Source organism: Enterobacter cloacae complex sp. 2022EL-00788 (assembly GCF_026627565.1).
Taxonomy (GTDB): domain Bacteria; phylum Pseudomonadota; class Gammaproteobacteria; order Enterobacterales; family Enterobacteriaceae; genus Enterobacter; species Enterobacter pasteurii.
The window spans coordinates 43912-69462 of record NZ_JAPNMC010000004.1 but is presented as its reverse complement, the minus strand read 5'-3'; the positions used below and the strand labels follow the sequence as shown (position 1 = coordinate 69462).

The 25551-nt window shown below is 57.1% G+C and carries 22 protein-coding genes; 9 read left to right on the top strand and 13 right to left on the bottom strand.

Annotation, left to right across the window (positions count from 1 at the left end):
- The first annotated feature begins 179 nt into the window (after positions 1–179).
- A complete protein-coding gene (locus tag OWK27_RS07225) occupies positions 180–2354 on the top strand; it encodes a YgiQ family radical SAM protein (RefSeq protein WP_267590110.1) in 2175 nt (724 codons plus the stop codon).
- Between the two features lie 81 nt (positions 2355–2435).
- Here OWK27_RS07225 and dkgA read toward each other — a convergent pair whose 3' ends face one another.
- A complete protein-coding gene (dkgA, locus tag OWK27_RS07220; RefSeq protein ID WP_267590109.1) occupies positions 2436–3263 on the bottom strand; it encodes a 2,5-didehydrogluconate reductase DkgA in 828 nt (275 codons plus the stop codon).
- Positions 3264–3368: 105 nt separating this feature from the next.
- Positions 3369–4532 carry an alcohol dehydrogenase gene (gene yqhD, locus OWK27_RS07215; RefSeq protein ID WP_148418473.1) on the bottom strand — a complete coding sequence of 388 codons (1164 nt, stop codon included), beginning with the start codon at positions 4530–4532 and terminating at the stop codon, positions 3369–3371.
- 195 nt (positions 4533–4727) lie between these two features.
- Here yqhD and OWK27_RS07210 point away from each other — a divergent pair, with 195 nt between their 5' ends.
- A complete protein-coding gene (locus tag OWK27_RS07210) occupies positions 4728–5627 on the top strand; it encodes an AraC family transcriptional regulator (protein WP_267590108.1) in 900 nt (299 codons plus the stop codon).
- 43 nt (positions 5628–5670) lie between these two features.
- Here OWK27_RS07210 and yghB read toward each other — a convergent pair whose 3' ends face one another.
- Entirely contained in the window at positions 5671–6330 is a 660-nt protein-coding gene (gene yghB, locus OWK27_RS07205) for a DedA family general envelope maintenance protein YghB (protein ID WP_023323743.1), read from the bottom strand.
- Positions 6331–6472: 142 nt separating this feature from the next.
- Complete coding sequence (metC, locus tag OWK27_RS07200; protein ID WP_148418476.1) at positions 6473–7660, bottom strand: cystathionine beta-lyase; 1188 nt, start codon at positions 7658–7660, stop codon at positions 6473–6475.
- A gap of 251 nt (positions 7661–7911) precedes the next feature.
- Here metC and exbB point away from each other — a divergent pair, with 251 nt between their 5' ends.
- Together exbB and exbD are read left to right on the top strand one after the other, a co-directional pair.
- Positions 7912–8643 (top strand): tol-pal system-associated acyl-CoA thioesterase, encoded by a 732-nt coding sequence (exbB, locus tag OWK27_RS07195; RefSeq protein WP_267590107.1) that lies wholly within the window; start codon positions 7912–7914, stop codon positions 8641–8643.
- 4 nt (positions 8644–8647) lie between these two features.
- A complete protein-coding gene (gene exbD / locus OWK27_RS07190) occupies positions 8648–9073 on the top strand; it encodes a TonB system transport protein ExbD (protein WP_001251472.1) in 426 nt (141 codons plus the stop codon).
- Between the two features lie 37 nt (positions 9074–9110).
- Here the strand turns inward: exbD and OWK27_RS07185 are convergent, their stop codons facing one another.
- On the bottom strand, positions 9111–9545 hold the full coding sequence (locus OWK27_RS07185; RefSeq protein ID WP_267590106.1) for a cytoplasmic protein: 435 nt from the start codon (positions 9543–9545) through the stop codon (positions 9111–9113).
- Position 9546: 1 nt separating this feature from the next.
- Entirely contained in the window at positions 9547–9951 is a 405-nt protein-coding gene (locus OWK27_RS07180) for a hypothetical protein (protein ID WP_267590105.1), read from the bottom strand.
- 102 nt (positions 9952–10053) lie between these two features.
- Between OWK27_RS07180 and OWK27_RS07175 the strand changes: the two genes are divergently transcribed.
- Positions 10054–10557 carry an ESA_00282 family adhesion-associated protein gene (locus tag OWK27_RS07175; protein ID WP_148418479.1) on the top strand — a complete coding sequence of 168 codons (504 nt, stop codon included), beginning with the start codon at positions 10054–10056 and terminating at the stop codon, positions 10555–10557.
- 81 nt (positions 10558–10638) lie between these two features.
- Positions 10639–11127 carry a TIGR00645 family protein gene (locus OWK27_RS07170; protein ID WP_003862473.1) on the top strand — a complete coding sequence of 163 codons (489 nt, stop codon included), beginning with the start codon at positions 10639–10641 and terminating at the stop codon, positions 11125–11127.
- Positions 11128–11249: 122 nt separating this feature from the next.
- On the opposite strand, the gene OWK27_RS07165 is transcribed toward OWK27_RS07170, so the two are convergent.
- Complete coding sequence (locus tag OWK27_RS07165) at positions 11250–12290, bottom strand: aldo/keto reductase (protein ID WP_267590104.1); 1041 nt, start codon at positions 12288–12290, stop codon at positions 11250–11252.
- 82 nt (positions 12291–12372) lie between these two features.
- Between OWK27_RS07165 and yghX the strand changes: the two genes are divergently transcribed.
- Positions 12373–13260: a YghX family hydrolase gene (gene yghX, locus OWK27_RS07160; protein ID WP_252004174.1), complete on the top strand. Its 888-nt coding sequence runs from the start codon at positions 12373–12375 to the stop codon at positions 13258–13260.
- Between the two features lie 64 nt (positions 13261–13324).
- On the opposite strand, the gene OWK27_RS07155 is transcribed toward yghX, so the two are convergent.
- Positions 13325–15916, bottom strand: coding sequence for an autotransporter outer membrane beta-barrel domain-containing protein (locus OWK27_RS07155; protein ID WP_267590103.1), 2592 nt, complete (start codon positions 15914–15916; stop codon positions 13325–13327).
- 502 nt (positions 15917–16418) lie between these two features.
- Here OWK27_RS07155 and OWK27_RS07150 point away from each other — a divergent pair.
- On the top strand, positions 16419–17966 hold the full coding sequence (locus tag OWK27_RS07150; protein WP_267590102.1) for a methyl-accepting chemotaxis protein: 1548 nt from the start codon (positions 16419–16421) through the stop codon (positions 17964–17966).
- A gap of 38 nt (positions 17967–18004) precedes the next feature.
- On the opposite strand, the gene fucR is transcribed toward OWK27_RS07150, so the two are convergent.
- Together fucR and yghU are read right to left on the bottom strand one after the other, a co-directional pair.
- Positions 18005–18733, bottom strand: coding sequence for an L-fucose operon activator (gene fucR / locus OWK27_RS07145; RefSeq protein WP_267590101.1), 729 nt, complete (start codon positions 18731–18733; stop codon positions 18005–18007).
- 153 nt (positions 18734–18886) lie between these two features.
- Positions 18887–19753, bottom strand: a complete 867-nt coding sequence (yghU, locus tag OWK27_RS07140) for a glutathione-dependent disulfide-bond oxidoreductase (protein ID WP_242170520.1) — start codon at positions 19751–19753, stop codon at positions 18887–18889.
- A gap of 183 nt (positions 19754–19936) precedes the next feature.
- Here yghU and gss point away from each other — a divergent pair, with 183 nt between their 5' ends.
- Positions 19937–21799, top strand: coding sequence for a bifunctional glutathionylspermidine amidase/synthase (gene gss, locus OWK27_RS07135; RefSeq protein WP_267590100.1), 1863 nt, complete (start codon positions 19937–19939; stop codon positions 21797–21799).
- A 52-nt stretch (positions 21800–21851) separates the two neighbouring features.
- Here gss and pgaD read toward each other — a convergent pair whose 3' ends face one another.
- Genes pgaD through pgaB form a run of 3 tightly spaced genes read right to left on the bottom strand, consistent with a single transcriptional unit; the run spans position 21852 to position 25544 of the window.
- Positions 21852–22286, bottom strand: coding sequence for a poly-beta-1,6-N-acetyl-D-glucosamine biosynthesis protein PgaD (gene pgaD / locus OWK27_RS07130; RefSeq protein ID WP_193354972.1), 435 nt, complete (start codon positions 22284–22286; stop codon positions 21852–21854).
- Positions 22283–23614, bottom strand: coding sequence for a poly-beta-1,6-N-acetyl-D-glucosamine synthase (gene pgaC / locus OWK27_RS07125; RefSeq protein ID WP_267590099.1), 1332 nt, complete (start codon positions 23612–23614; stop codon positions 22283–22285). Before pgaC ends, pgaD begins: the two co-directional genes overlap by 4 nt.
- Positions 23607–25544 carry a poly-beta-1,6-N-acetyl-D-glucosamine N-deacetylase PgaB gene (gene pgaB, locus OWK27_RS07120; protein ID WP_267590098.1) on the bottom strand — a complete coding sequence of 646 codons (1938 nt, stop codon included), beginning with the start codon at positions 25542–25544 and terminating at the stop codon, positions 23607–23609. The genes pgaC and pgaB overlap by 8 nt, the downstream gene beginning before the upstream one ends.
- Between the last annotated feature and the right edge of the window lie 7 nt (positions 25545–25551).

The window sequence follows — 25551 nt, the reverse complement described above, 5'->3', positions numbered from 1 at the left end:
CCTCACCCCGGCCCTCTCCCCATAGGGGCGAGGGTGAAAGACCGCTCTGAGCATCCCCTCTCCCCTTTGGGGAGAGGGTTAGGGTGAGGGGGCAACAGCCCGCACAATACCCCTTCAATTCCCCCAACGATCCAGCGTATAATCCCGCTCCTTTTGTCTATTTTTTCTTCGGAAGCATTATGAGCTCAATTTCCCTGATCCAGCCGGATCGCGACCTCTTCTCCTGGCCCCAGTACTGGGCAGCCTGCTTTGGACCGGCGCCTTTCCTGCCGATGTCCCGTGAAGAGATGGACCAGCTGGGCTGGGACAGCTGCGATATTATTCTGGTGACGGGCGATGCGTACGTCGATCACCCGAGCTTTGGCATGGCGATCTGCGGCCGTATGCTTGAGGCCCAGGGCTTCCGCGTGGGGATCATCTCCCAGCCTGACTGGAACAGCAAAGACGACTTTATGCGTCTGGGCAAGCCGAACCTGTTCTTCGGCGTGACCGCAGGCAACATGGACTCCATGATCAACCGCTACACCGCCGACCGTAAGCTGCGCCATGACGATGCCTATACCGCAGATAACGTGGCCGGTAAACGTCCCGATCGCGCGACCCTCGTCTACACCCAGCGATGCAAAGAAGCATGGAAAGACGTGCCGGTGATCCTGGGCGGCATTGAGGCGAGCCTGCGCCGTACCGCGCACTACGACTACTGGTCCGATACCGTGCGTCGTTCGGTGCTGGTGGATTCGAAAGCCGACATGCTGATCTTCGGCAACGGCGAGCGTCCGCTGGTGGAGGTGGCGCACCGTCTGGCCCAGGGCGAGCCCGTCAGCGAGATCCGCGACGTGCGTAACACCGCGATCATGGTGAAAGAGGCCCTGCCGGGCTGGAGCGGAGTGGACTCCCGCATCATCGATATGCCGGGCAAAATTGACCCGATCCCGCATCCGTACGGTGACGATCTGCCGTGTGCGGATAACAAACCGGTTGAGCCGAAGAAAGCCGAAGCGAAGGCCGTGGTGGTGCAGCCGCCGCGTCCGAAGCCGTGGGAAAAAACCTACGTACTGCTGCCGTCCTACGAGAAAGTGAAAAGCGATAAGGTGCTCTACGCCCACGCGTCGCGCATTTTGCATCACGAAACCAACCCGGGCTGCGCGCGCGCGCTGATGCAAAAGCACGGCGAGCGCTATATCTGGGTTAACCCGCCGGCGATCCCGCTCTCTACCGAAGAGATGGACAGCGTCTTTGCCCTGCCGTACAAGCGCGTTCCGCATCCATCCTACGGCAACAGCCGCATTCCGGCGTACGAGATGATCCGCTTCTCGGTTAACATCATGCGCGGCTGCTTCGGCGGATGCTCCTTCTGCTCGATCACCGAACACGAAGGCCGCATTATCCAGAGCCGCTCCGAAGAGTCGATCGTCAACGAGATCGAAGCGATTCGCGACACGGTGCCCGGTTTTACCGGTGTGATCTCGGACCTGGGCGGTCCAACCGCGAACATGTATATGCTGCGCTGCAAGTCGCCGCGCGCGGAGCAGACCTGCCGTCGTCTCTCCTGCGTCTATCCGAGCATTTGCGAGCATATGGACACCAACCACGAGCCGACGATCAGCCTCTACCGTCGCGCGCGCGATCTCAAAGGTATCAAGAAGATCCTGATCGCGTCGGGCGTGCGTTACGACATCGCCGTGGAAGATCCGCGCTACATCAAAGAGCTGGCCACGCACCACGTTGGCGGCTATCTGAAGATCGCCCCGGAGCACACCGAGGAAGGCCCGCTGTCCAAAATGATGAAGCCGGGCATGGGCAGCTACGATCGCTTTAAGCAGCTGTTCGACACCTACTCAAAACAGGCGGGCAAAGAGCAGTATCTGATCCCCTACTTCATCTCCGCGCACCCCGGCACGCGTGATGAGGACATGGTAAACCTGGCGCTGTGGCTGAAGCAGCGTCGATTCCGTCTGGACCAGGTGCAGAACTTCTATCCGTCACCGCTCGCCAACTCGACGACCATGTATTACACCGGCAAGAACCCGCTGAGTAAGATTGGCTACAAGAGCGAAGACGTGGTGGTGCCGAAAGGGGATAAGCAGCGCCGTCTGCATAAAGCGCTGCTGCGTTATCACGACCCGAAAAACTGGCCGCTGATCCGCCAGGCGCTGGAAGAGATGGGCAAAAAGCACCTGATTGGCTCACGCCGCGACTGCCTGGTGCCGGCGCCTACGCTTGAAGAGATGCGCGAAGCGCGCCGCCAGAACCGCAATACGCGCCCGGCGCTGACCAAGCACACGCCGATTGTGCATCAGCGTTCGAACGGTGGGGCGGGGACGAAAAAAGCGGGAAAACGTAAGATCGGATAACGATGACCCCCTCACCCTAACCCTCGAGAGGGAACTTGAACACCCTCTCCCCGTGGGGGAGGGCAGGGTGAGGGGAAAAACCTACCCGCCAAACTGATCCGGATCCGGCCCTAAACGCTTACCCTGATCCAGCTTCGCAATTTCTCCCAGCTCGTCTTTATCCAGGCGGAAATCCCAGACGTCGAAGTTCTCGGCGATGCGCGACGGCGTTACTGATTTCGGGATCACCACCAGGCCGCTGTCCAGGTGCCAGCGAATAACAATCTGTGCCGGGGTTTTGCCATACTTATCGGCCAGTTCGCGGATGATTTTCTGGTCGAATACCCCTTCGCCGCCCTGCGCCAGCGGGCTCCAGGATTCGGTCTGGATCTTGTGCGTGGCGTTCCAGGAGTGAAGCTGGCGGTGCTGCATCAGCGGGTGCAGCTCAATCTGGTTAATCACCGGTGCGACGCCCGTTTCATCTATCAGGCGCTGGAGGTGATGAACCTGGAAGTTACAGACGCCGATGCTTTTTACCAGCCCCTCTTTTTGCAGCTCAATCATCCCTTTCCAGGCGTCAACGTAATGGTCGATAGCCGGAACCGGCCAGTGCATCAGATAAAGATCGACGAAATCGAGCTGGAGCTTCTCCAGGCTTTCGTGCAGGGCTTCGCGGGGGCGCTTTTGATCGTCGTTCCACAGTTTGGTGGTAATGAATAACTCTTCGCGGGGAACGCCGGCGCTGGCGAGTGCCGCACCTACGCCGTCCTCGTTTTTGTAGGCGGCAGCGGTATCAATGGACCGATAGCCGACTTCCAGGGCTTTATGAATGGCGGAGACGACCTCGTCGTTACCGGCTTTCCATACACCTAGCCCCAACTGGGGCATCACGTTGCCATCCTGCAGCTTGATTACGGTTTGGTTTGCCATTTTTCCTCCTTCAGGTGCTCATCGCCGGAGGGAACCTCCGACGATGTGGTGTGCATTAAGTCTGGACGAAATGTCAAAAAACGAAAGTCAGGATCCTAAAAACGCCTAGCGTGCCGCTTCGTAAATGCGACGGCTAACGTCAAGGGTGATGTCGCCGTGCTCGCCGATCTGAGTCATGCCGTGGGCTTCCAGCTTCGCCAGCAGGGCAGGGATGGAGCTACCGTCCAGGCCGTAGTCCGAGAGACGGGTTGGCACGCCCAGGCTTTCAAAGAAGTGGCGGGTTGCTTCAATTGCGGCATCGATGCGTGCATCGTCATCACCTTCAGTAATGTTCCATACGCGCTCGGCGTATTGCAGCAGCTTGGCGCGTTTGGCGTCACGTTTTTCGTTCCACAGCGCAGGCAGAACTACCGCCAGCGTCTGGGCGTGATCCAGACCGTGCATCGCCGTCAGCTCGTGGCCGAGCATGTGGGTTGCCCAGTCCTGCGGCACGCCGGCACCGATCAGGCCGTTCAGCGCCTGCGTGGCAGCCCACATCACGTTGGCGCGCACGTCGTAGTTTTCAGGCTCTTTGAGCGCTTTCGGACCTTCTTCAATCAGGGTCAGCAAAATGCCTTCCGCGAAACGATCCTGAATTTTGGCATTGACCGGGTACGTGACGTATTGCTCAACGGTATGCACAAAAGCGTCCACCACGCCGTTCGCCACCTGGCGCGCGGGCAGGGTGTAGGTGTAAACCGGATCCAGGATGGCGAACACGGGCTGAACGTGTTCGTTCATAAATGCCTGCTTGTCGCCGGTGGTTTTACGGGAGATCACCGCGCCTTTGTTGGACTCTGAACCGGTGGCCGGCAGGGTCAGCACTGAACCCATCGGGATTGCGCGGGTAATGTCGCTGCCGCCCGTTTCCAGAATGTGCCACGGATCGACGCCGTCAGCGTAATGCGCCGCCGCCGCGATAAATTTGGTGCCGTCCAGGACGGAGCCGCCGCCCACCGCCAGCAGGAAGGTGATCTGCTCGTCGCGGGCGATTTTCACCGCGTTCATCAGCGTTTCGTAAGACGGGTTTGGCTCGATACCGCCGAACTCGCGCACGTCCAGACCCTCCAGGGCGCTGTAAACCTGATCCAGCACGCCGGTTTTTTTCACGCTGCCGCCGCCGTAGGTAATCAGCACGCGGGCATCCGTCGGGATCTGCGCGCGCAGCTCAGCGATAGCGTTTTTACCAAACAGAATGCGGGTTGGGGTGTGAAGGTTAAAGTTGTTCATTGCTCGTTCCCTTTAGTGGGTGAAAAATCGTGGTGGCGCAGAAGGCAACCTGATGCTGCACATTGTGGCGGGCAGGCGCTATCCTCTCAATGCACATTCCTGCCGATGTCTTGCCCATTTCTACAGCGCGCTGGAGAAACGGAACGAAAATGCGCACACTGATAGCGTCGGAAACCGTACCCGGAGTAATTAAAAATGAACCGTGATGCCATCTGCCGTCAGCTAACGTCGCAGATTAAGAGACTGATAGATAATGGAAATAATGCGTCCGAACTGCTGCCGGATATCCGGCTGCTCTACGGCACTCAGCCCGGGACGCGCACCCCGGTGATGTATCAGCCAGGCATCGTTTTTCTCTTTTCAGGCCATAAGATTGGCTATATCAACGAGCGCGTGTTCCGTTACGACACCAATGAATATCTGCTTCTTACGGTACCTTTACCCTTCGAATGTGAAACTTTCGCGACGGAGGAGGTGCCCCTGGCAGGCATCCGCGTCAACGTCGACATTCTCCAGCTGCAGGAGCTGCTGATGGATATCGGGGAAGATGAGCTTTTCCGGCCGTCGATGGCGGCAAGCGGCATCAACTCGGCAACGCTGTCGGATGAGATCCTCTGTGCCATCGAGCGTCTGCTGGACGTAATGGACAGGCCGCTGGATGCGCGTATTCTCGGGAAGCAGATTATCCGCGAAATTCTTTATCACGTGCTGCTCGGGCCGGGCGGCGGGGCGCTGCTGGCGCTGGTAAGCCGCCAGACGCACTTTAGCCTGATTAGCCGCGTGCTGAAGCGCATCGAGAGCCAGTACACGGAAAACCTCAGCGTTGACCAGCTGGCGGCGGAAGCCAACATGAGCGTCTCGGCGTTTCACCACAACTTTAAATCCGTTACCAGCACGTCGCCGTTGCAGTATCTCAAAACCTACCGTCTGCATAAGGCGCGCATGCTGATGATCCACGACGGCATGAAGGCCAGCGCGGCGGCGATGCGGGTTGGGTATGAAAGCGCCTCGCAGTTCAGTCGGGAATTTAAGCGCTACTTCGGCGTTACGCCGGGGGAGGATGCGTCGCGCATCAGAACGATGCAGGGCGCTTAGGCTTTTGATTCTCTCCCCACGGGGAGAGAATCAGGATGGGGTATCAGGCGCTGCAATACTTCTTCTTAATCACCACCGCGATTGTGCCGACCAGGCCCGCAACCAGCAGGAAGATCGGCAGCACCATCAGGAACGTCATCACCTGGTCTTCATGGCGCTTAACAAAAGGGATCATGTTCAGCGCGTAGCCGAGCGTGGTTACCACGCCCACCCAGAGCAGGGCGCTCAGCCAGTTGAAGAACTGGAAGCGGCGGTTGGACAGGCCCGATATGCCCGCCATCGTAGGCAACAGGGTGCGAACAAACGCCAGAAAACGCCCGGCGAGCAGCGCCAGCAGGCCGTGGCGGTCAAACATGCAGGTGGCGCGCTGGTGATATTTATGCGGCAGCTGTGCCAGCCAGCCTTTCACCACGCGGGTGTTTCCAAGCCAGCGCCCCTGAAGGTAGCTCAGCCAGCAGCCGAGGCTGGCCGCCGAGGTGAGGATCACCATTGTCGGGGCGAAGTCCATCACCCCCTTGCCGATCAACGCCCCTGCGAGCAGAAGCAGGCTGTCGCCGGGTAAAAATGAGGCTGGCAGTAGTCCATTCTCCAGAAACAGCGTCGCGAACATCACGAAATAGACAATCCCGACGACGTGCGGGTCCGCCAGCGCGGCAAAATCGTGTTGCCAGAGCGCCGTGATGATATTTTGAATAACAGCCATGGACTTTCCTGTGGAACAGCAGATATAACGCTATTGTACTCCCAAATTGGCCTGTCGGGGTTGATCGCAGGCGCATCTCATACAGACTTTTCCGCTTGCGGTGTTCAGAATGGCGTCCGGGGCGTACATTTCAGCCAGCACTTTACACGATGCGCTCAAATCCTGCCGATAAATCCGCAATTAAATCGTCCACATTTTCCAGCCCGATATGCAGGCGGATCAGGGTTCCTTCGAAGTCCACTTCGCCACCCGGGCGCAGTGCCGCAATCTGTTCCGGCTGGTTAGGCAGGATCAGGGATTCGAATCCACCCCATGAATAGGCCATGCTGAAGAGGGTAAAGTTATCCAGATAGCGTGCCAGCTCGGCGTCATTGAGCCGCTTTTTAAGAACGAAAGAGAACAGCCCGCTGCTGCCCGTAAAGTCACGTTGCCAGTATTCGTGTCCTTTGCTGCCCGCCAGCGCCGGATGGTTAACGCGCTCCACCTGCGGGTGCAGCGCCAGCCACTGCGCGATTTGCAGGCTGCTCTCATGATGCTGGCGCAGGCGTACGCCGAGCGTGCGGATGCCGCGGCTGGTCATGTAGGCGGTATCGGCGTCCACCATTTGCCCCATCAGGTAGGCATTTTCACGCAGCTGGTCCCAGCAGCGGGCGTTGGAAACCGCCGTGCCAATCATGGCGTCGGAGTGACCAATCAGGTATTTGGTGGCCGCCTGAATGGAGATATCAACGTCAAACTCCAGCGCTTTAAACAGCACGCCCGCCGCCCAGGTGTTGTCGATCATCACGATCGCTTCCGGTGCTTTACCGCGCACCGCCTTCACGATGGCCGGCACGTCATGGACTTCCATGGTGATGGAGCCGGGAGATTCCAGAAACACCACGCGCGTGTTGGGCTGAATATGGTCGGCGATGCCGGCCCCAATCAGCGGATCGAACCAGCTGGTAGTGACGCCAAGCTTGCTGAGGATTTTGGTGCAGAAGTCCTGGCTTGGCTCGTAGGCGGTATTGGTCATCAGGACATGGTCGCCCTGTTCCACAAACGCCAGGATGGTATTGGCGACCGCCGCCGCGCCGCACGGGAACAGCGCGCAGCCCGCGCCGCCCTCCAGTTCGCACATGGCTTCCTGCAGCGAGAAGTGGGTTAGCGTGCCGCGACGACCGTAAAACAGCCCGCCCTTCGCGCGATTGCGCGTGGCGATTTTTTTATCCTCAACGGTATCAAACACCAGCGACGAGGCGCGCTGTATCACGCTGTTGACCGAGCCCTGGGTGTATTTTTTGCTGCGTCCTGCCTGCACCAGCGTGGTTTCAAGCTGCTTCTTAGTCATGTTCGCTAACCCTATTTTTGTACGTCTGGACGTCCAGACTACCACGATTGCAAAAATGTGCATCCGCATGCTTATCGAATAAGCAGAAAATATTATTAAAAATACGCATAAAAAATTTTTACTGCGTAAGCGCAAGGAAAGTGAGCGAAAATTACGGCACTATGTAAATACTAATGAGAACTACTATCAATTCGACGACGTTTTGATATTATTACGTTCAGATTTTGTGATTTGCGTCCTGGAGATACAGAGTGGGTAATAATTTGATGCAGACGGATCTCTCCGTTTGGGGCATGTATCAACATGCTGACATCGTAGTTAAGATTGTGATGATCGGCCTGATTCTGGCGTCCGTGATCACCTGGGCTATCTTCTTCAGCAAGAGCGCCGAACTTCTTTCACAAAAGCGCCGCCTCAAGCGTGAGCAGAAGCAGCTGGCAGAAGCCCGCTCTCTGGATCAGGCTTCTGATATAACCTCGTCCTTCCATGCGAAAAGCCTGACCACCCTGTTAGTGAACGAAGCTCAGAACGAGCTGGAACTCTCCGCAGGCAGTGAAGATAAAGAAGGCATTAAAGAGCGTACCGGCTTCCGTCTGGAACGTCGCGTTGCTGCCGTTGGCCGTCATATGGGCCGCGGTAACGGCTATCTGGCGACTATCGGCGCTATCTCCCCGTTCGTCGGCCTGTTCGGTACCGTCTGGGGCATCATGAACAGCTTTATCGGCATCGCCCAGACGCAGACCACTAACCTGGCGGTGGTTGCGCCGGGTATCGCAGAAGCGTTGCTGGCAACGGCTATCGGCCTGGTCGCCGCTATCCCGGCGGTCGTTATCTATAACATTTTTGCCCGCATGATTGGCAGTTACAAAGCCACCCTGGGCGACGTTGCCGCGCAGGTTCTGCTGCTGCAAAGCCGCGATCTGGACCTGAACGCCAGCGCCGTTAAGCCGGTGCATGCGGCGTCCAAACTGCGCGTAGGTTGATTGTATGGCAATGCGTCTTAATGAAAATCTGGACGATAACGGCGAAATGCATGAAATCAACGTGACGCCGTTTATCGACGTTATGCTGGTTCTGCTGATTATCTTTATGGTTGCCGCGCCGCTGGCGACGGTGGACGTGAAGGTGAATCTGCCCGCGTCCTCCAGCCAGCCGCAGCCGCGTCCGGAAAAGCCTATCTACCTGTCGGTGAAGGCGGATAAATCCATGTTCCTCGGCAACGATCCGGTGACGGATGCCTCCGTTATTCCGGCGCTGGACCAGCTGACCGGCGGCAAGAAAGACACCACCGTCTTCTTCCGCGCGGATAAAACCGTCGACTATGAAACCATGATGAAGGTTATGGACACGCTGCATCAGGCGGGGTACCTGAAGATTGGCCTGGTCGGCGAAGAGAAAGCGGCCGCGAAATAAAACGAAGAGCTGGCGAAAGCCAGCTTTTTTTTTGCGGTTAAGCGTGAGCGTCCGGGGATACCGCCGGTGCCTCTTCATTGAGCGCCACGCAGGTGACGTTTGATGTGCGGTAACGGCCTTCTGAAAGCCTGCGGGTCAGGCGCAGGGTAGCGGTCTCGCGGGCCAGCAGGTATTGATAGTTCGCCTCCAGCCGGCCGAGGAGCTTCTCTTTAAGCTCAGGACGCTGGTCGATAAGGGCGTTCATCACCGCGCCATAAATCTCCTCTTTGACCTGCAAGGGATAGATTTCCCGACGATTGTGCCATTTCAGGCGCACCAGCGCGGCCGGGATCGAAATCAAATCCTGAGTGATTCGCGTCATCTCGTCATTTTTTATCTTTTTTAGCGAGTCGAGATTCTGCTTTAAGATAAATTCATCGCTTTTTTTATCATCTAAAGTCAAATAAACGTTATTGCCGCTCTCATTATTCACGCTATTCTTCCCCCAGGTTATAAAAAATGGGACCGTTTTTTTCGCGGGTGATTAAATTAAGCCAAATTTCATTTCCGGCTTCATTTATTTGCTGGGTTTTTTCGGCCATTATTTGACTTAGAGCCTGGGCATCTATTTCCCCTTCGGCCTGCAAATCATTTAGCAGATGAACAAACGCTTCGATCTTGATGGCCCGAAATAAGCGGTCTTTTAAATGGCGGTCGTGCTCTTCCAGCACCATATTACGGGATTTTCCGGTACGCGAAACGCCAATTAATATGTCGGCTTCATAGTCGGAGAGTTTTCTTTTTCCTAGAGTGAAATTCGCCTCTTTATCTGCTTCCGTCGTAGGCTGTTCCACAGGCGTAATGTGGTACTTTGCCGGGACAAGATTGTCGGGCAGCATTTTAATTTCCTTTAATTTCAAAAAGGTGGGAATGGAAAAAGGGTGAGATTCGTTGACAATAACATGAGGCAATTTTAAAATCAAAAAAAATGGAGCCTACCCATGAACAGCATTTTCTTTACGGTTATAACGTTACTGTTACTGACCGCTGGCGTGCTTTTATTGATGCGAGAGTTTAATAAGCCGAAAGTGTCGAAAGATGCCGGTGAAGCACCGCAGCCAGAATTGATGTCCAAAGAAGAGGGCGAAGATCATTTCTCCCTGTTGATGAACGCCGTGACGCCGGTCTGGTACTGGCGGGTCAATCACGAATATATCGATTTTCTTCATGCGACAATAAAGCGCATGAAAATGTCCGACATTAATGATACGCCGGGGCTGTTCGACGCGCAGCGCCGGTGTAGCGACCTTAATTCGGCCGTTTATAAATATTATGACAATATCAAAAAGCGCTGTCTGAATGGCGAGAAGGTCTCATATTCCGATTTAGACGTATTAAACCTGCGCCAGTGTTTTCGCGAGTTTAGCCTGGAGGCCTACCCGGAGCTGGTGGGGCTGGTCTGGCCGGAGTACGCGCGCCCGCAAGTGGATCCTGATGAGGTGTAAGCGACCTCCTGGTTAGTTGTTGCAAACAGCCAGCGACGTTGAGATATACTGGACGCTGGTTTCGTTTGCAGACAGGATTTTATGGAACGCTTCTTTGAAAACGCAATGTATGCCTCTCGCTGGCTGCTCGCACCCGTCTATTTTGGTCTCTCCCTGGCGCTGGTCGCCCTGACGATCAAGTTCTTCCAGGAAATTTTCCACGTCCTGCCAAACATTTTCTCGGTGGCGGAAGCAGACTTAATTCTGGTGCTGCTGTCGCTGGTGGATATGACGCTGGTGGGCGGATTACTGGTGATGGTGATGTTCTCCGGCTATGAGAATTTTGTCTCTCAGCTGGATATCGCCGAGCACAAGGAAAAGCTCAGCTGGCTCGGTAAGATGGACGCGTCATCGCTGAAGAATAAGGTTGCGGCGTCGATTGTGGCGATTTCGTCTATCCACCTGTTACGCGTATTCATGGACGCCAAGAACGTCCCGGATAACAAGCTGATGTGGTATGTGATTATCCACCTGACGTTCGTGCTGTCGGCGTTTGTGATGGGGTATCTGGATAAGATCAGCAAGAAGTGATTTTACCGCGGCCCTCACCCTAACCCTCTCCCCGGAGGGGAGAGGGGACTGTCCGGTGCTGCCTTTTACCCTCTCCCCTTTGGGGAGAGGGACAGGGTGAGGGGTCAGGGCAACAGGCCGCACTATTTATCCGACGACGCCTGCCACAGGTTCAGCTCACCATCCGCAACGTGCTGGTCAATCCGCTTCAGTTCATCTTCGGTAAAGCGCAGGTTAGACAGCGCCTGAACGTTCTCCTCCAGCTGTTCCGGGCGACTCGCGCCAATCAGCACTGACGTTACTCGCTCATCCTTCAGCAGCCAGCTCAGCGCCATCTGCGCCATCGTCTGCCCGCGCGCGTGCGCCATCTCATTCAGCAGACGAAGGCTGCTCAGGTTGGCTTCTGTCAGCATGTTCTCCGTCAGGCCGCGCACTTTCTTGCCTTCGCGCTGCATGCGTGAACCGTCAGGAATACCGTTCAGGTATTTTCCGGTCAGCAGGCCCTGGGCCAGCGGGGTGAAGGCGATACAGCCCGTCCCGTTTTCCTCCAGCGCATCCAGCAGGCCGGTCTTGTCGACCCAGCGGTTCAGCAGGTTGTAAGACGGCTGGTGGATCAGAAGCGGGATTTTCCACTCGCGCAGCAATTCTGCCATCACCTTCGTGCGTTCCGTGGAGTAGGACGAAATACCCACATACAGCGCTTTTCCGCTCTGCACCGCGTGTGCCAGCGCGGAGGCGGTCTCCTCCATCGGCGTGTTTTCGTCCACGCGGTGAGAATAGAAAATATCCACATAGTCCAGGCCCATGCGTTTCAGGCTCTGGTCGAGGCTGGCGAGCAGGTATTTACGAGAGCCGCCTGAACCATACGGGCCTGGCCACATGTCATAACCCGCTTTGGTGGAGACGATCAGCTCGTCGCGATAGCCGGCAAAATCTTCCCGCAGCAGCCGACCAAAGTTCTCCTCAGCGCTGCCCGCAGGGGGGCCGTAGTTATTGGCAAGGTCAAAATGGGTAATGCCAAGATCGAAGGCTTTACGCAGCAGCGCGCGCTGGGAATCGAGCGCCTGTACGTGGCCAAAGCTGTGCCACAGGCCCAGCGACAGCGCCGGCAGGCGCAGGCCACTTTTACCGCAGTAACGGTACTGAATATTCTCGTATCGGCCGGTGTAAGGGTGCCAGGACATGATGTCTCCTTTCGTGTCGATGAATTTTCGAAACAGCGTTTTCATTCTATGCTTATCAAACCATAAATCGTGGAGATAAGCGATGACGCGCCTGACTGCCAAAGATTTTCCACAAGAGCTGCTCGATTACTACGACTACTACGCCCACGGTAAAATCAGCAAACGAGAATTCCTTAACCTCGCGGCACGCTATGCCGCTGGCGGCGTGACGGCGCTGGCGCTGTTCAATATGCTTAAACCCAATTACGCCCTCGCAGAGCAGGTCAAATTTACCGACCCGGATATTCTCCCGGAATATATCTCCTATCCCTCACCTGAGGGGCATGGCGAGGTACGCGGTTACCTGGTGAAACCCGCTAAGGCCCGCGGAAAAATACCTGCCGTGGTGGTGGTGCATGAGAACCGCGGCCTGAACCCGTATATCGAAGATGTGGCACGCCGCGTGGCAAAAGCCGGTTATCTGGCCCTGGCGCCGGATGGCCTCAGTTCAGTGGGCGGTTATCCAGGCAACGACGAAGAGGGGAAGGCGCTACAGCAGAAGGTGGATCCGACAAAGCTGATGAATGACTTCTTTGCCGCCGTCGGGTTCATGAAGGATCGTCCAGATGCGACCGGCAAAGTGGGGATAACCGGCTTCTGCTATGGCGGCGGCGTATCCAATGCCGCAGCAGTCGCTTACCCGGAGCTGGCGTGCGCGGTGCCGTTTTATGGCCGACAGCCGCCGGCCGCCGATGTGCCGAAAATCAACGCGCCGCTTCTGCTGCACTATGCGGAGTTCGATAAAAATATTAATGAAGGATGGCCAGCGTACGAGGCGGCCCTTAAGGCCAATAATAAGGTGTATGAAGCCTACATCTACCCCGGCGTTAACCACGGCTTTCATAACGACTCCACCCCGCGATACGACGAGCCCGCAGCCGGGCTCGCCTGGAAACGCACGCTGGGGTGGTTTGAGAAATACTTGAGCTAACGCCCGGCGTCGGGCCAGCGGATTGCCGGGCAGGGGGAACTGCCGCCCGGCAATCCGTCCGAGCTTAGAAGCTGTAGCTCATACCCGCCTGCACGCTGGCATCGTTATCCACGTCTCCCGTCCCAACATACACGCCGGTATTGAGCGTGAAGTTATGCGCGATGCTGGCGTTAATGCCTGCCCCAAAGATCCCCATGCTGTTGTTGTGACCGGCGGTGTTGTGGTAATCCGCTGCCTTAATGTCCGTATCATCGCTGAACTCTTTCTGGAAGCGGGCATCCACCCACGGCATTACCGTCACGTTTTTGTTCAGATCGGTAAGCATGGTGGTCAGACGTACGCCGGCACCGCCGTTCCAGGAAGAGACCTGACTGTCGGCAAAGGTCACTTCGCGGTCGGAGAACCCGTTTGCTTTTGTCTCATCCCAGCCTAAGGTGGCGTAAGGTTGCAGCAGGGTCTCACCAGGCAGCAGTACGTTAATACCGGTGCGGGCCTGCGCCAGATACAGGCTACCGTCCGTCGATCCGCTCAGCGCCTCGGTCATGCCGCTGGTATCGCCAGTGACGTTGCTGGCGGAGAGGGAGTAACGCATATCGCCATAGCTGAAGCTGCCGTCAGCGAACAGGCCCCAGGTTCTGCCGTTCAGCGCCTGCTGCCAGCCGCCGTAAAGGCTGTAGTAGTTACCGTAAACGCTGTCATTGAAGCTTTCTGCGCCGTCGCTGGTGTCCTGCACGCGGCTGCGCGTCCAGGCCAGGGCAATACCGCCGGTAACGCTGTCGCCGTTGCTCAGGTGAGCCGTCCAGTCAACGCCGCCCTGCGCGCCCTGGGTAATGCTTTTATAGTCCACGTCGTTGCTGAAGTTGCCGTTCTGGTAGAGGAAATCGCCCCACACCTGCGCGCCGTCCTGCTCGTCGCCCAGCATATTCGCGAGATGAACCTGGTTCATATGGTTACTAATGTCATCCGCAACCTGATGCCCGGCCTGCTCGGCGGCATCCAGACCCGCAACCAGCCCCTGGACGTCGCTGGCGAGGCTTCCCTTCTGGCTGTTAAATTCAATATTCCAGCTCTGGCTATTATCGGCTGCCAGCATCGTCTGCGGTGCCGCGTCGGCAGCAACAATATTCAGGCTGTTATCGTAGTTATAGGCACCGCTGCGGTTTTCAACCTCCTGCTTGCCGTTGGTGAAGGTTGCGGCGGCATAATTTTGCGGTGCGCTGCTGCCTGCTGTGGTGAAGGTGCCGAGGATGACGCCCTGCTGATTCATCGCGGACGGGGTAATGCTGTTTACGATGACCGCATTATTGGCCCCGGTAATAGTGCCGAAGTTCACAAAGCTGTCGGTACTCATCGTAACCATCGCATTGCTGCCGGTGGTGGTGGCAATGAGCGTGGAGCCGTTTTGCAAACTCCAGCTGGTCGCATCGTGAATTTTATCAATGGCGATGCTGTTATCGCTGGTGGTATTTACCGTCTCGAACTGGCTTATTTCGCCGGAAATAGCGCTACCGGCGTCCATTGAAAGCGTATCGCTACCGTCACCGCCGTCAACGTTGCCGTTAACGTGGGAATTATTGGTGAGCACAACGGTGTCATCACCCGCGCCGGTGGTAATATCGCCATTGACCGTGGCGTTATTTTGCAGGGTGATGGTAGTGTTACCGCTGTTCTGGCTGGTATTCACTGCGCCGTTAATGGTGCTGTTATCCACCAGAACCGAATTGGCTGAATTTCCGCCCAGCGTAATATTGCCGTTCACCACGCTATGGTTATTCAGCGAAAGGGTGGTTGTGCCTTTTTCGTTAATCACGTCGATATCACCCGTCACGGTGCTGTTATTGAGTGCCAGCGAATCGGCTTTTGTGCCGTACATGGCAACGGCGACGTCGCCAAACGCATCCAGATTCAAATCGCTGAAGGGCTGATATTCGCTAAGTTTTTCCGCCAGCGTATCAATATTTTGGGCAATCTCGCTTTGAGAGCCGTCTACCGTGGCGTTGGTCAGGGTAATAGTGGTATCAGATTTATCGCTACCCGCGTAAATGCCACCTTTATCCATCGTGCTGTTGCTGATGTTAATGTTTTGCACACCTGCGCCCGCGCTTACAATACTGCCGTGCAGAACGCTACCGTTCTGGATATTCACGTTATGGTAGCCTTTATCCATCGGATCAAGATAAATGGCGGAGCCCATCATATACGCTTTATCTCTGTCGTAATCACCCGCGCTGTTTTCACCGTTCAGCGTCGAACTATCGACCGTTATCGTCGTATTGGTTGTTTTAAATTCTGAACCGGTCTCAATCATATCCACGGTTGCGCCGTTGTTCAGGTTGATATTCACCGTGCCGCCGTTGCTGCCCTGAATATAATGACCAGACATATCCGTGCCGGAGACGGTCAGCGTTTGGGTATCACCCTCTTTACGATGGCCATCCATATAAATATTGGTTGCCGTAGCGTTCGCCATAACGGCATTGGCCACCTTTGAATCCTGATAGAAATTTCCATCGTCATATTTCTTTAAACCGCAGGTTTGCGATGTCGAGCTACCATCGCATTCCGTGGCAGGCGTGGTGGACGCATGGGCGCTGAATGAGGCCAATGCCATTACAATACTCTGCGAAAGCAGGGTCAGGTTCGTTAATTTGCGCATTTGAATTTCTCTGAATAAAAAAGTCGGCTTTTTTTTTAAACCACTTCATGAAAATTCAGAACTTTCTTAAGCAGGTGGGGTGTAATGAAATTTTAAACATCAGAACAGGCTTAAGATGCCGGAAAAATAGATTTGTGTGATAAATAATTTAAAACATATTTATTGTATAAATCTGGCTGAATGATTAGCACGCAAATTAAGGGGTTTCTTACTAAAGCTGGCGCTATCTATCGATCTTATCTGTGAGTGAGGTAAGCCTTCCGAATTTTAAGGTTAATTTTATGTGTAACTGTTTTACATTTTCTTATCAGCCGTAATGTAAAAACACACATTTTTCCGGACAGGATATCCGCGCCGACGATTATCGTTATCGCTTGTAAACCGGCCCAGTAAAAAATTTTATAAAATTACGCGCGAAAGATTATAACTTCGTCTTTTCCTGCCGATAACGAGGAAAGTACTCGCCTCTGGGCGAATTCACCCTCACGGCAAGGAATACTTAATGAATATGCTTCGTAATTTCACCATCCGTTTCGTCCTGTTGACGATACTGGGGATCTTTTGCGTCATGTGGGCAGGCGTGGGGCTTTACAGCACCTGGTCGCTGTCCCGTGTTTCTGATGGTAATGAGGTCGACCGCCAGCTGGTCAGGCAGATGACGGTGCTGAGCCAGGGTAACGATCAGTACTTCCGCTTCGTCACCCGCCTGAGCCGTGCGATGGAGGTCAAAGCGGCAGGCGGCACGCCGGACCTGTCCTCCGCCCAGCAGGCGCTGGATAACATGGGGAAAAAGCTGGCGGAGATGAAGGCGATCTCCCCGGGGCCGATGGATGAAAAAGTCTCTGCGCAGGTGATTTCCACCTGGCAGGCGCTGCTTGACCAGGGCGTAACGCCGCAGATGGCGCAGGCGAAGCAGGCGACGCTCGAAGGCTATCGTCAGCACGCTAACAGCGTCACGCCACCCCTGAGCCGTGCTTTCGGGGCAGCGGCTGAGAACTTTAACGATACCGCCGCGAAGGCGCTCGACAGCACGCGCGTTATCGTCGACGGCCTTACCAGCATGACCCGGACGGTAATTATCACCGCCACGATCGCGGGTCTGCTGATCCTGCTCTTCACTGACCGCTACCTGGTGGCGATGCTGGTAAAACCGCTGGAGCGCATCCGCCAGCAGTTTCGTCAGATTGCGCAGGGCGATCTCAGCCAGCCGATTGAGCCCTTTGGCCGCAACTGCGTGGGGCAACTGGTGCCGCTGCTGAGCGCCATGCAGGACAGCCTACGGGAGGCGGTCAGCACTATCCGTTCCGGCAGCGAAAATATCTGGCGTGGCGCAACGGAAATTTCCAGCGGTAATAACGATCTCTCTTCGCGTACCGAAGAGCAGGCCGCCGCCCTGGAAGAGACCGCTGCCAGCATGGAGCAGCTCACCGCAACGGTGAAGCTGAACGCCGAAAGCGCGCGTCAGGCCAGCCAGCTGGCGGACGTGGCCTCCGGTACGGCCAGCCGTGGTGGGTCGCTGGTGGAGGACGTGGTGACGACCATGAGCGGCATCTCGGACAGCTCGAAGAAAATTGCGGAAATTACCACCGTGATTAACAGCATCGCCTTCCAGACCAACATCCTGGCGCTTAACGCCGCGGTGGAGGCCGCCCGTGCGGGAGAGCAGGGGCGCGGTTTTGCGGTGGTTGCAGGGGAGGTGCGTAACCTTGCCAGCCGCAGCGCGAACGCCGCGAAAGAGATCGAAGGGCTGATTGCCGATTCCGTTGCCCGCGTGGAGCAGGGAGCGCGGCTTGTGAACGATACCGGCACCACCATGGAAGCTATCCTGCGCGACGTGACCGAAGTGACCGTCATCATGAAGCAGATCGCCACCGCGTCGGAGGAGCAGAGCAAAGGGATTTCTCAGGTAGGCGTTGCCATCACGCAGATGGACGGCGTAACCCAGCAGAACGCCTCGCTGGTGGAGCAGGTTTCCGCCGCCGCCGCCGCGCTGGAACGCCAGACCGAAGAGCTCCAGCGCTCGGTGCAGAAGTTCCGCCTTACCGCGTAACGTCCGTGCGTCAGGCCGGAATGCCCGGCCTGACGCCCTTATCGCTTCCCGCCCTCGCTCTGAATAACCTCCGTGACCTGCGACAGCTGGCCGACCTTGACCTCGCTTGACCGCTTAAATTTACTTTTGTCGATGAGCAGAAGCGACTGGCTGGCGCGGCTTAACAGCAGCGCTTTATAGGCCGCGTTGTGCCCGGAGGGATCCCAAAGCACGCCCTGCTCGTCGACGCCTTCGCAGGAGAAGATAAACAGGTCTATCTCCAGCCCTTTAATCTGCGTCACCAGCGCCGGATTAACATAGCAGCGATACTTTCGCTCAAGGGTTCCGCCGGAGCAGATTAACGTGGTTCGCTTGCGCTTCGCCATCTCCTGGCAGATGGGCAGGCTGTTGGTAAAAACGGTGAGTTCGATATCCGGTAGCTGGCGCGCCAGATGAAAGCAGGTCGAGCTGGCGTCAAGGGCGATGGTCATCCCTTCGCCGATCCAGCCCAGCGCGTGGCGGGCAATATCGGCTTTGTCGGCATAATGGCTTTTCAGCCTCGCGCCAAAAGGCTCTCCGCTGTCGCGGCTGTCCAGACGAATCAGGCGCGCGCGTCCATGCTGGCGCAGGATCTTGCCCTGCTGCTGCAGGGCCTTCAGATCGCGGCGGATCGTCTCTTTGCTGACGGAAAGCTTATCCGCCAGCGCCTCCGTGGTCAGCCAGTCGCTTTTACTCATCAGGTTGAGGATGTCCTGCTGTCGGGTCTGCCTGAGCGTCTGGTCTGACATAAAAGATCCTTGCGGAGGAAACGGAATAAGCGGGAGTATGAATTTTTCAGGCCGTAAACCGCAACATCACGCAAAAAAAAAACCAGCGCGCAGGCTGGTTTCGATCGTGGTTTATCGCGTGTTGCTTTACCCGCTCGGGCGCCCGGCCACTTATCAGGCCTGACGTTTATCTTCCGTCTGGGTATCAAAGTCGCTTGCTGAATGGCGTTCATGCAGCTGCTCGTTCAGCTCGCCGCTGGTGCGGTTAACGATGCGTCCGCGCTTCACGGCCGGGCGATTCGCCACGTCTTTTGCCCAGCGCTGCACGTTGGCGTACTTCCCGGCATCAAGGAACTCGGCGGCGTTATACACGCTGCCCAGCGCCACGCAGCCAAACCATGGCCAGATTGCCATGTCGGCGATGGTGTACTCTTCGCCTGCCACGTAGCGCCCGCGCGCCAGCTGCTTGTCCAGCACGTCGAACAGGCGCTTGGCCTCCATGGTGAAGCGATCGATGGCGTACTCAATCTTCACCGGCGCATAGCTGTAGAAGTGGCCGAAACCGCCGCCCAGGAACGGTGCCGCGCCCTGGAGCCAGAACAGCCAGTTCAGGGTCTCCGTGCGTCCCGCCGGATCTTTCGGCAGGAAGTGGCCAAACTTCTCGGCCAGATACAGCAGGATACTGCCGGACTCAAAGACGCGCGTCGGCGGGGTGGTTGAGTGGTCGCGCAGCGCCGGAATTTTTGAGTTCGGGTTCACGTCCACAAAGCCGCTGGAGAACTGATCGCCCTCGCCGATGCGGATTAACCATGCGTCGTACTCCGCGCCCGTCACGCCCAGCGCCAGCAGCTCTTCCAGCATGATGGTCACTTTCTGTCCGTTCGGCGTGCCCAGCGAATACAGCTGGAGCGGGTGCGCGCCCACGGGCAGCGCTTTCTCGTGCGTGGCGCCTGAAACGGGGCGGTTGATATTGGCGAACGCGCCGCCGTTATTCTTTTTCCATTCCCACACTTTTGGTGGCTGATAGGTGTTCTCTGACATGTTGGCCTGCCTTTTTGGTGTTGTGTTGAGGCAGTGTAGCAGGAGATGGGAGGGCCGTTTAACGATGTGAGCGTAATGGTCGGGGCGGGTGTATGATAACGCCACCTCTGTCAGTTAATTACAACGTGCAGACGACGACAAATCCCACAAAAAATTGCCGCCTGCCTGTTTTAGGTTGGACACATGCGTAAAGGAACGTTAAGCAGTGATGCACCCTTCGGGACGTTATTAGGCTACGCGCCGGGTGGCGTGGCGATTTACTCTTCGAATTACGGCAGCCTCGATCCGCGTAACTACCCGGAAGACGCGGAGTTCCGCAGCTATATTGGCAATGAATACATGGGCCATAAATGGCAGTGCGTTGAGTTTGCGCGCCGCTTCCTCTTCCTCAACCACGGTTTTGTCTTTACCGACGTCGGCATGGCGTGGGAGATCTTCTCCCTGCGTTTTTTACGCGAGGTGGTGAACGATAACATCCTGCCGCTCCAGGCCTTTGCCAATGGTTCAAAGCGTCCGCCGCAGGCGGGCGCGCTGCTCATCTGGCAAAAGGGCGGGGAGTTCCACGAGACCGGCCACGTTGCCGTCATTACCCAGCTGCTGGACGACAGGGTGCGCATTGCCGAGCAGAACGTGATCCATTCTCCGCTGCCGATGGGGCAGCAGTGGACGCGCGAGCTGCGCCTTACCGTAGAGAACGGCTGCTACACCCTTCACGACACCTTCAACGATACCGAGATCCTCGGCTGGATGATCCAGACGGCGGATACTGAACACAGCATTCCTCAGCCGGAGATCGACGGCGAGCTGCTGAAGATCCGCGGCGCGCGGCTGAAGAACAACCGCCAGTTCGACGGAAAGTGGCTCAACGAAAACGACGCGCTGCAGCAGGCGTACGTCCGCGCGAACGGTCATGTCATCAACAGCGATCCGTGCCACTACTTCACCATCACCGGGAGCGCCGAGCAGGAGCTGATCAAAGCCACCAACGAGCTGCATCTGATGTACCTCCACGCAACCGACAAAGTGCTGAAGGACGACAGCCTGCTGGCGCTTTTCGACATCCCGAAAATTCTCTGGCCGCGCCTGCGCCTCTCCTGGCAGTGGCGTCGTCACCATATGATCACCGGCCGTATGGATTTCTGCATGGACGAGCGCGGCATTAAGGTTTACGAGTACAACGCGGACTCCGCGTCCTGCCATACCGAGGGGGGCCTGATCCTCGAAGAGTGGGTGAAAAACGGCTATCGCGGCAGGGGGCATAACCCTGCGGAAGGGCTGCTGGAGGAGCTGACCGGCGCCTGGAAGCACAGCCACGCGCGGCCGTTCGTGCACATCATGCAGGACAACGATATCGAAGAGGATTACCACGCGCTCTTTATTCAGCGCTCGCTGATGCAGGCCGGGTTTGAAACCAAAATCCTGCATGGGCTGGGCGCGCTGGGCTGGGACGCTGCCGGACAGCTGATTGATGACGAAGGCCGTCACGTTAACTGCGTGTGGAAGACCTGGGCGTGGGAAACGGCGATAGAGCAGATCCGCGAGGTGAGCGAAACCGAATACGCCGCCGTGCCGATCCGCACCGGGCACCCGCAGGGGGAAGTGCGCCTGATTGACGTCCTGCTGCGCCCGGAGGTGCTGGTCTTTGAACCGCTGTGGACGGTGATCCCCGGCAACAAGGCGATCCTGCCGGTGCTGTGGCAGCTGTTCCCGAACCATCGCTATTTGCTCGACACCGATTTTGAGGTTAACGACCTGCTGAAGCAGACCGGCTATGCCGTTAAGCCGATCGCCGGACGCTGCGGCAGCAATATCGATCTCATCAGCGCTCGGGACGAACTGCTGGACAAATCCAGCGGCAGGTTTGTCGATCGTAAAAATATCTATCAGCAGCTGTGGTGCCTGCCGAAGGTCGACGGCAAGTACATTCAGGTCTGTACCTTTACCGTGGGCGGAAACTACGGTGGGACCTGCCTGCGCGGCGATGAATCGCTGGTGGTGAAGAAAGAGAGCGATATTGAACCGCTGATCGTGGTGAAGGATAACTAATTCGTACCAGCGACAAAAAAGCCCCCGCAGGTTACCCGGCGGGGGCTTTTTCTTACTGTTCTTCCTCGTCCTCCTGCTCGCTAATCTTCAGATCGATGATGCGGCCGATCTGGTCATGATAGACCGTCAGCAGGTTGTACTGGCTCATCTCCGAGATAAGCTGCGGTGAAACGTCAAAGCTTCTGGCAAGCTCGTCATGGTGCAAATAGCCCGCACGGCGGCGCCTCACGTGGGTACGTCGACGATTGTACTGATACCACAAAATCAGCAGCCAGCCGTTGAGCGCGGCGAGCAGCAGATAGATCAGCACCGTGTTAAAGGAAGCAATGATGTCTCCCCACCGGTACTCGCTCTCCTCGGTTAACTGCATCCACAGCCTGGCATACAGAAAAAACAGAAATCCTCCCCACGCCAGCAGGGTTAGCGCGGTATCGAAAAGGCGCGGCAGTAGCCGGTGTTCGGTCAAAATTAAGGTATTTTCGTTCATTGAAGACGTCCTTTTCCCCGGTCCGGGCTGATCCAGCGCGCGCGGGCGCGCTGGCGCTTAAGCATGACTTTTGGAAATGCAACGAGGGTGGTGAACAGGCCGATCATCCAGTAGACCATCGGGAACCAAATCACCCAGAAAAGCGAGCCTGCCACTTTTCGCTCGTACCGCCCCTCGATGTACAGGCTGACAAGAAACTGCATCAGGCACATCACGCCCAGCAGCAGCCCGGTAAACGCCGGTGGAAAGAGGGTTTCGACGGTCAGGTTGGCGGGCACCGGCGCGACATGGCTGATGATGAATAACAGGACCGTCACCGCGTAGGCAAACGCCCACAGCGTTGACAGCGCGTACTCCAAAAACAAGGGCCACATGCGATGGTGTTCCCAGCGCACGATCCGGCGAAGGTTGACCAGAAATACCTCCGCGCCGCCCTGCGCCCAGCGCAGGCGCTGTTTCCACAGGCCCCTGAGCGTCTCCGGCATCAGGATCCAGCACAGCGCCCGCGGCTCGAAAAAGATATCCCAGTGGCGCAGCTGGAGCTTCCAGCTGATGTCGATGTCTTCGGTGATCATGTCCGGGCTCCAGTACCCGACGTCCGCCAGCGCCTGGCGGCGAAAGGCGGCGATAACGCCCGAGACGGTAAAGACCCGTCCGTAGATCCGCTGCGTCCGCTTGATAAGCCCAATGATGGATGAGAACTCGCCCACCTGAATACGGCCTATCAGCGTCGAGCGCGTGCGGATCCGCGGGTTCCCGGTGACGGCCCCAACGTGGGGATACTGGATCAGCGGCGCCACCAGATACGCCGCCGTGTCGCGGTCGAGCAGGGCGTCGCCGTCAATGCAGACAAGCAGATCGCCCCGGGCCGCCGCCGCCCCGGCCTTGAGCGCGACGGCCTTCCCCTGGTTCTCCGCGAGGTTAATTACCCGCAGGCGCGGCTGCTCCAGCGCGAGCTGGTGCAGCACACGGGCGGTGTTGTCGGAAGAGCCGTCGTTAATGGCGATAACTTCAATATTTTCGTACCGCTGAGCCAGCGCGGCGCCGATGGTCTCTCTGGCATTCCTTTCCTCGTTGAAGCAGGGAATAAGGATAGAAATTAACGGCTCACCGGCGAGCGTCGGGGCTGGCGTTTCTTTGCCCCACGGCCAGCGTCGTTCGAGCTGAAGCCAGAAGTAGAGACCGCCGGTTATCCACAGCACGGACATGAACAGCGGCCAGAAGAACACAAAGTCCAGGATCAGCTCGCCGGTAAACAGGGCGGCAACGCCTAATGGCAGCCCGAACACCAGGCATAAAATAGAGAATGCGATAATGCGATCAGTCATTGTCAGGATACCAGTAGGAAGATAATTCAGGCCTGATGCGGGACATAGCAGGCTGGTTGTTAATGAAATCGTCGGGGTAGTAGCCGTAGTTTTTGACGCCGTTCAGCTGGAGCACGCGCATCCACTCCACCAGACGCTCGTCGGGAACGGGGCGCTGCGGTTTTTGCGACCAGTCTCTCGCCTGTAGTTCAAAAATGGTCTTGTTGAGCGCGCCGGGCCGCGCGGCGACGGCCTTAACCAGGCGCGTCAGCCATGCATTGCTCTCCTCTGCCGGGACGGACTCCATCAGGGGCATTGCCATCGGCACCGTCCAGTCATAGGCCGCCAGAAAATCGTCAAGATTCTGCGCAAACCACGCTTCGCTTTCGGGTTGCAGAATGGGCAGGACGAACATATTGCGCGCGGTTTTGGTTTGCGGGCCGCGGATGTCCTTTACCGCCCGGCTCAGGGCCTGGGTAAACCCAATGAGCAGCTGGCTCCTCTGGCGCGCGGTATTCTGCCCGGCATCGTCAACGTCCGTCAGCACCGCGTCGTCATGGAACACAATGCCGTTGAAGCTGGCATGCCGGGCTAAATCTTCATAGATTTCCGTCACCTGCTGGCGAACCCGCGGGTCCCAAGGCGAAAGCCTGATGTAGGGTTCGGTGGCGTCGTGCAATGTTCCTGCCTGACGGTCCCGACGCTGAACGCGCGGCAGGGAAGGATTGAGATCGAACGAGAGCACCGGCATCCACGCGAAGACTTTTACGCCCGCCCGGGTCTGGAGCTGCCAGGAGACAAAATTAAAGAGATCGGCCCGAACCGGCAGCCGGCGGTTGGGGAAATAGAGCGCTTTGATTTTGCCGTCGCCCTGCGGGTCGGCAAACGCCTGGAGGAAAACATGGCTTATTTTCATGTCGTAGACCCGCTGGACCAGCTTGTTGATATTCCGGGTCTGCTGGGCCGGGTCGGGATCGTAAACGTAGTCGAGATCGACGTGCATGACGCGCACGGGATCGTGCTCCTGGATCTGGCTGACCGTACTGGCAAAGGTTTTGAGCGAGGGATTTCCGGCAATCAGCAGGCGGGGAATGCTGCTGAGGTTGCGCACGTCCCCCAGCCCGTCCTCCAGGGTAAAGGCCAGCCGGTAGCCCTGTTTTTCGGCAATGGAGAGTGACGTGCCGTTGGCAGCACCGTACGGCCAGACCCAGGCGCGCGGCGCTTTTCCGGTTACCCGGGTGATTTTATCCGTCACCTTGCGGACGTCATCGCCGATCCGCTGGCTGAACTGCGCGTCAGTTTCATAGCGCCCCGTCGCCTTATCGTAAAAGCGGCTGGCGATGGCCGGTTCGCGGCTGCCCTGCGGGTTGGCCGGGATGCCGTAATGTGAGGCCCAGGTATGCGAGCCGATTTCAACCAGCGGGGAGCAGCTTAACTCGCGCACCATGTCCCACGTCGCGAACCGATCGCGGGGCGTCATCAGCCCTCCGAAGTTAACCTTTTGATTTTCCGGCGTATCCACCCAGCTGCCCACCGGCGCCCACAGCGCAGGAACGTTCCATGCCTGAAGCAGCGGCCAGACGCGGGTATAAAAGCTGCTGTAGCCGTCGTCAAAGCTGAGCAAAAAGGCTTTCGGCGGCAGCGTTTTCTTTCCGTCATGGGCATCAAGAATGTCCTGCACGCTGATGGCGCGATAGCCGTTATGCAAAAGCCAGCCGATCTGCTCGTTTAGCGCGCTGGTGCGAACGGAGAGGTAGCGCTGGTCGGCGGCATCATCCTCTACGTCGTGATAGGCGAGAACCAGAAACTGGTTTTTCGGCCAGGGCTTGCTCGCCTCCTGCTGCGGCCTCTCTTTGGGCGCAATAAACGAGATCGCCTGCGCGCAAACGCTCGCGCTGAGGCAGAGGCAGGCGATGAGTAACAGTCTCACGGAAAAACGTGTGTTCAGCATATTCATC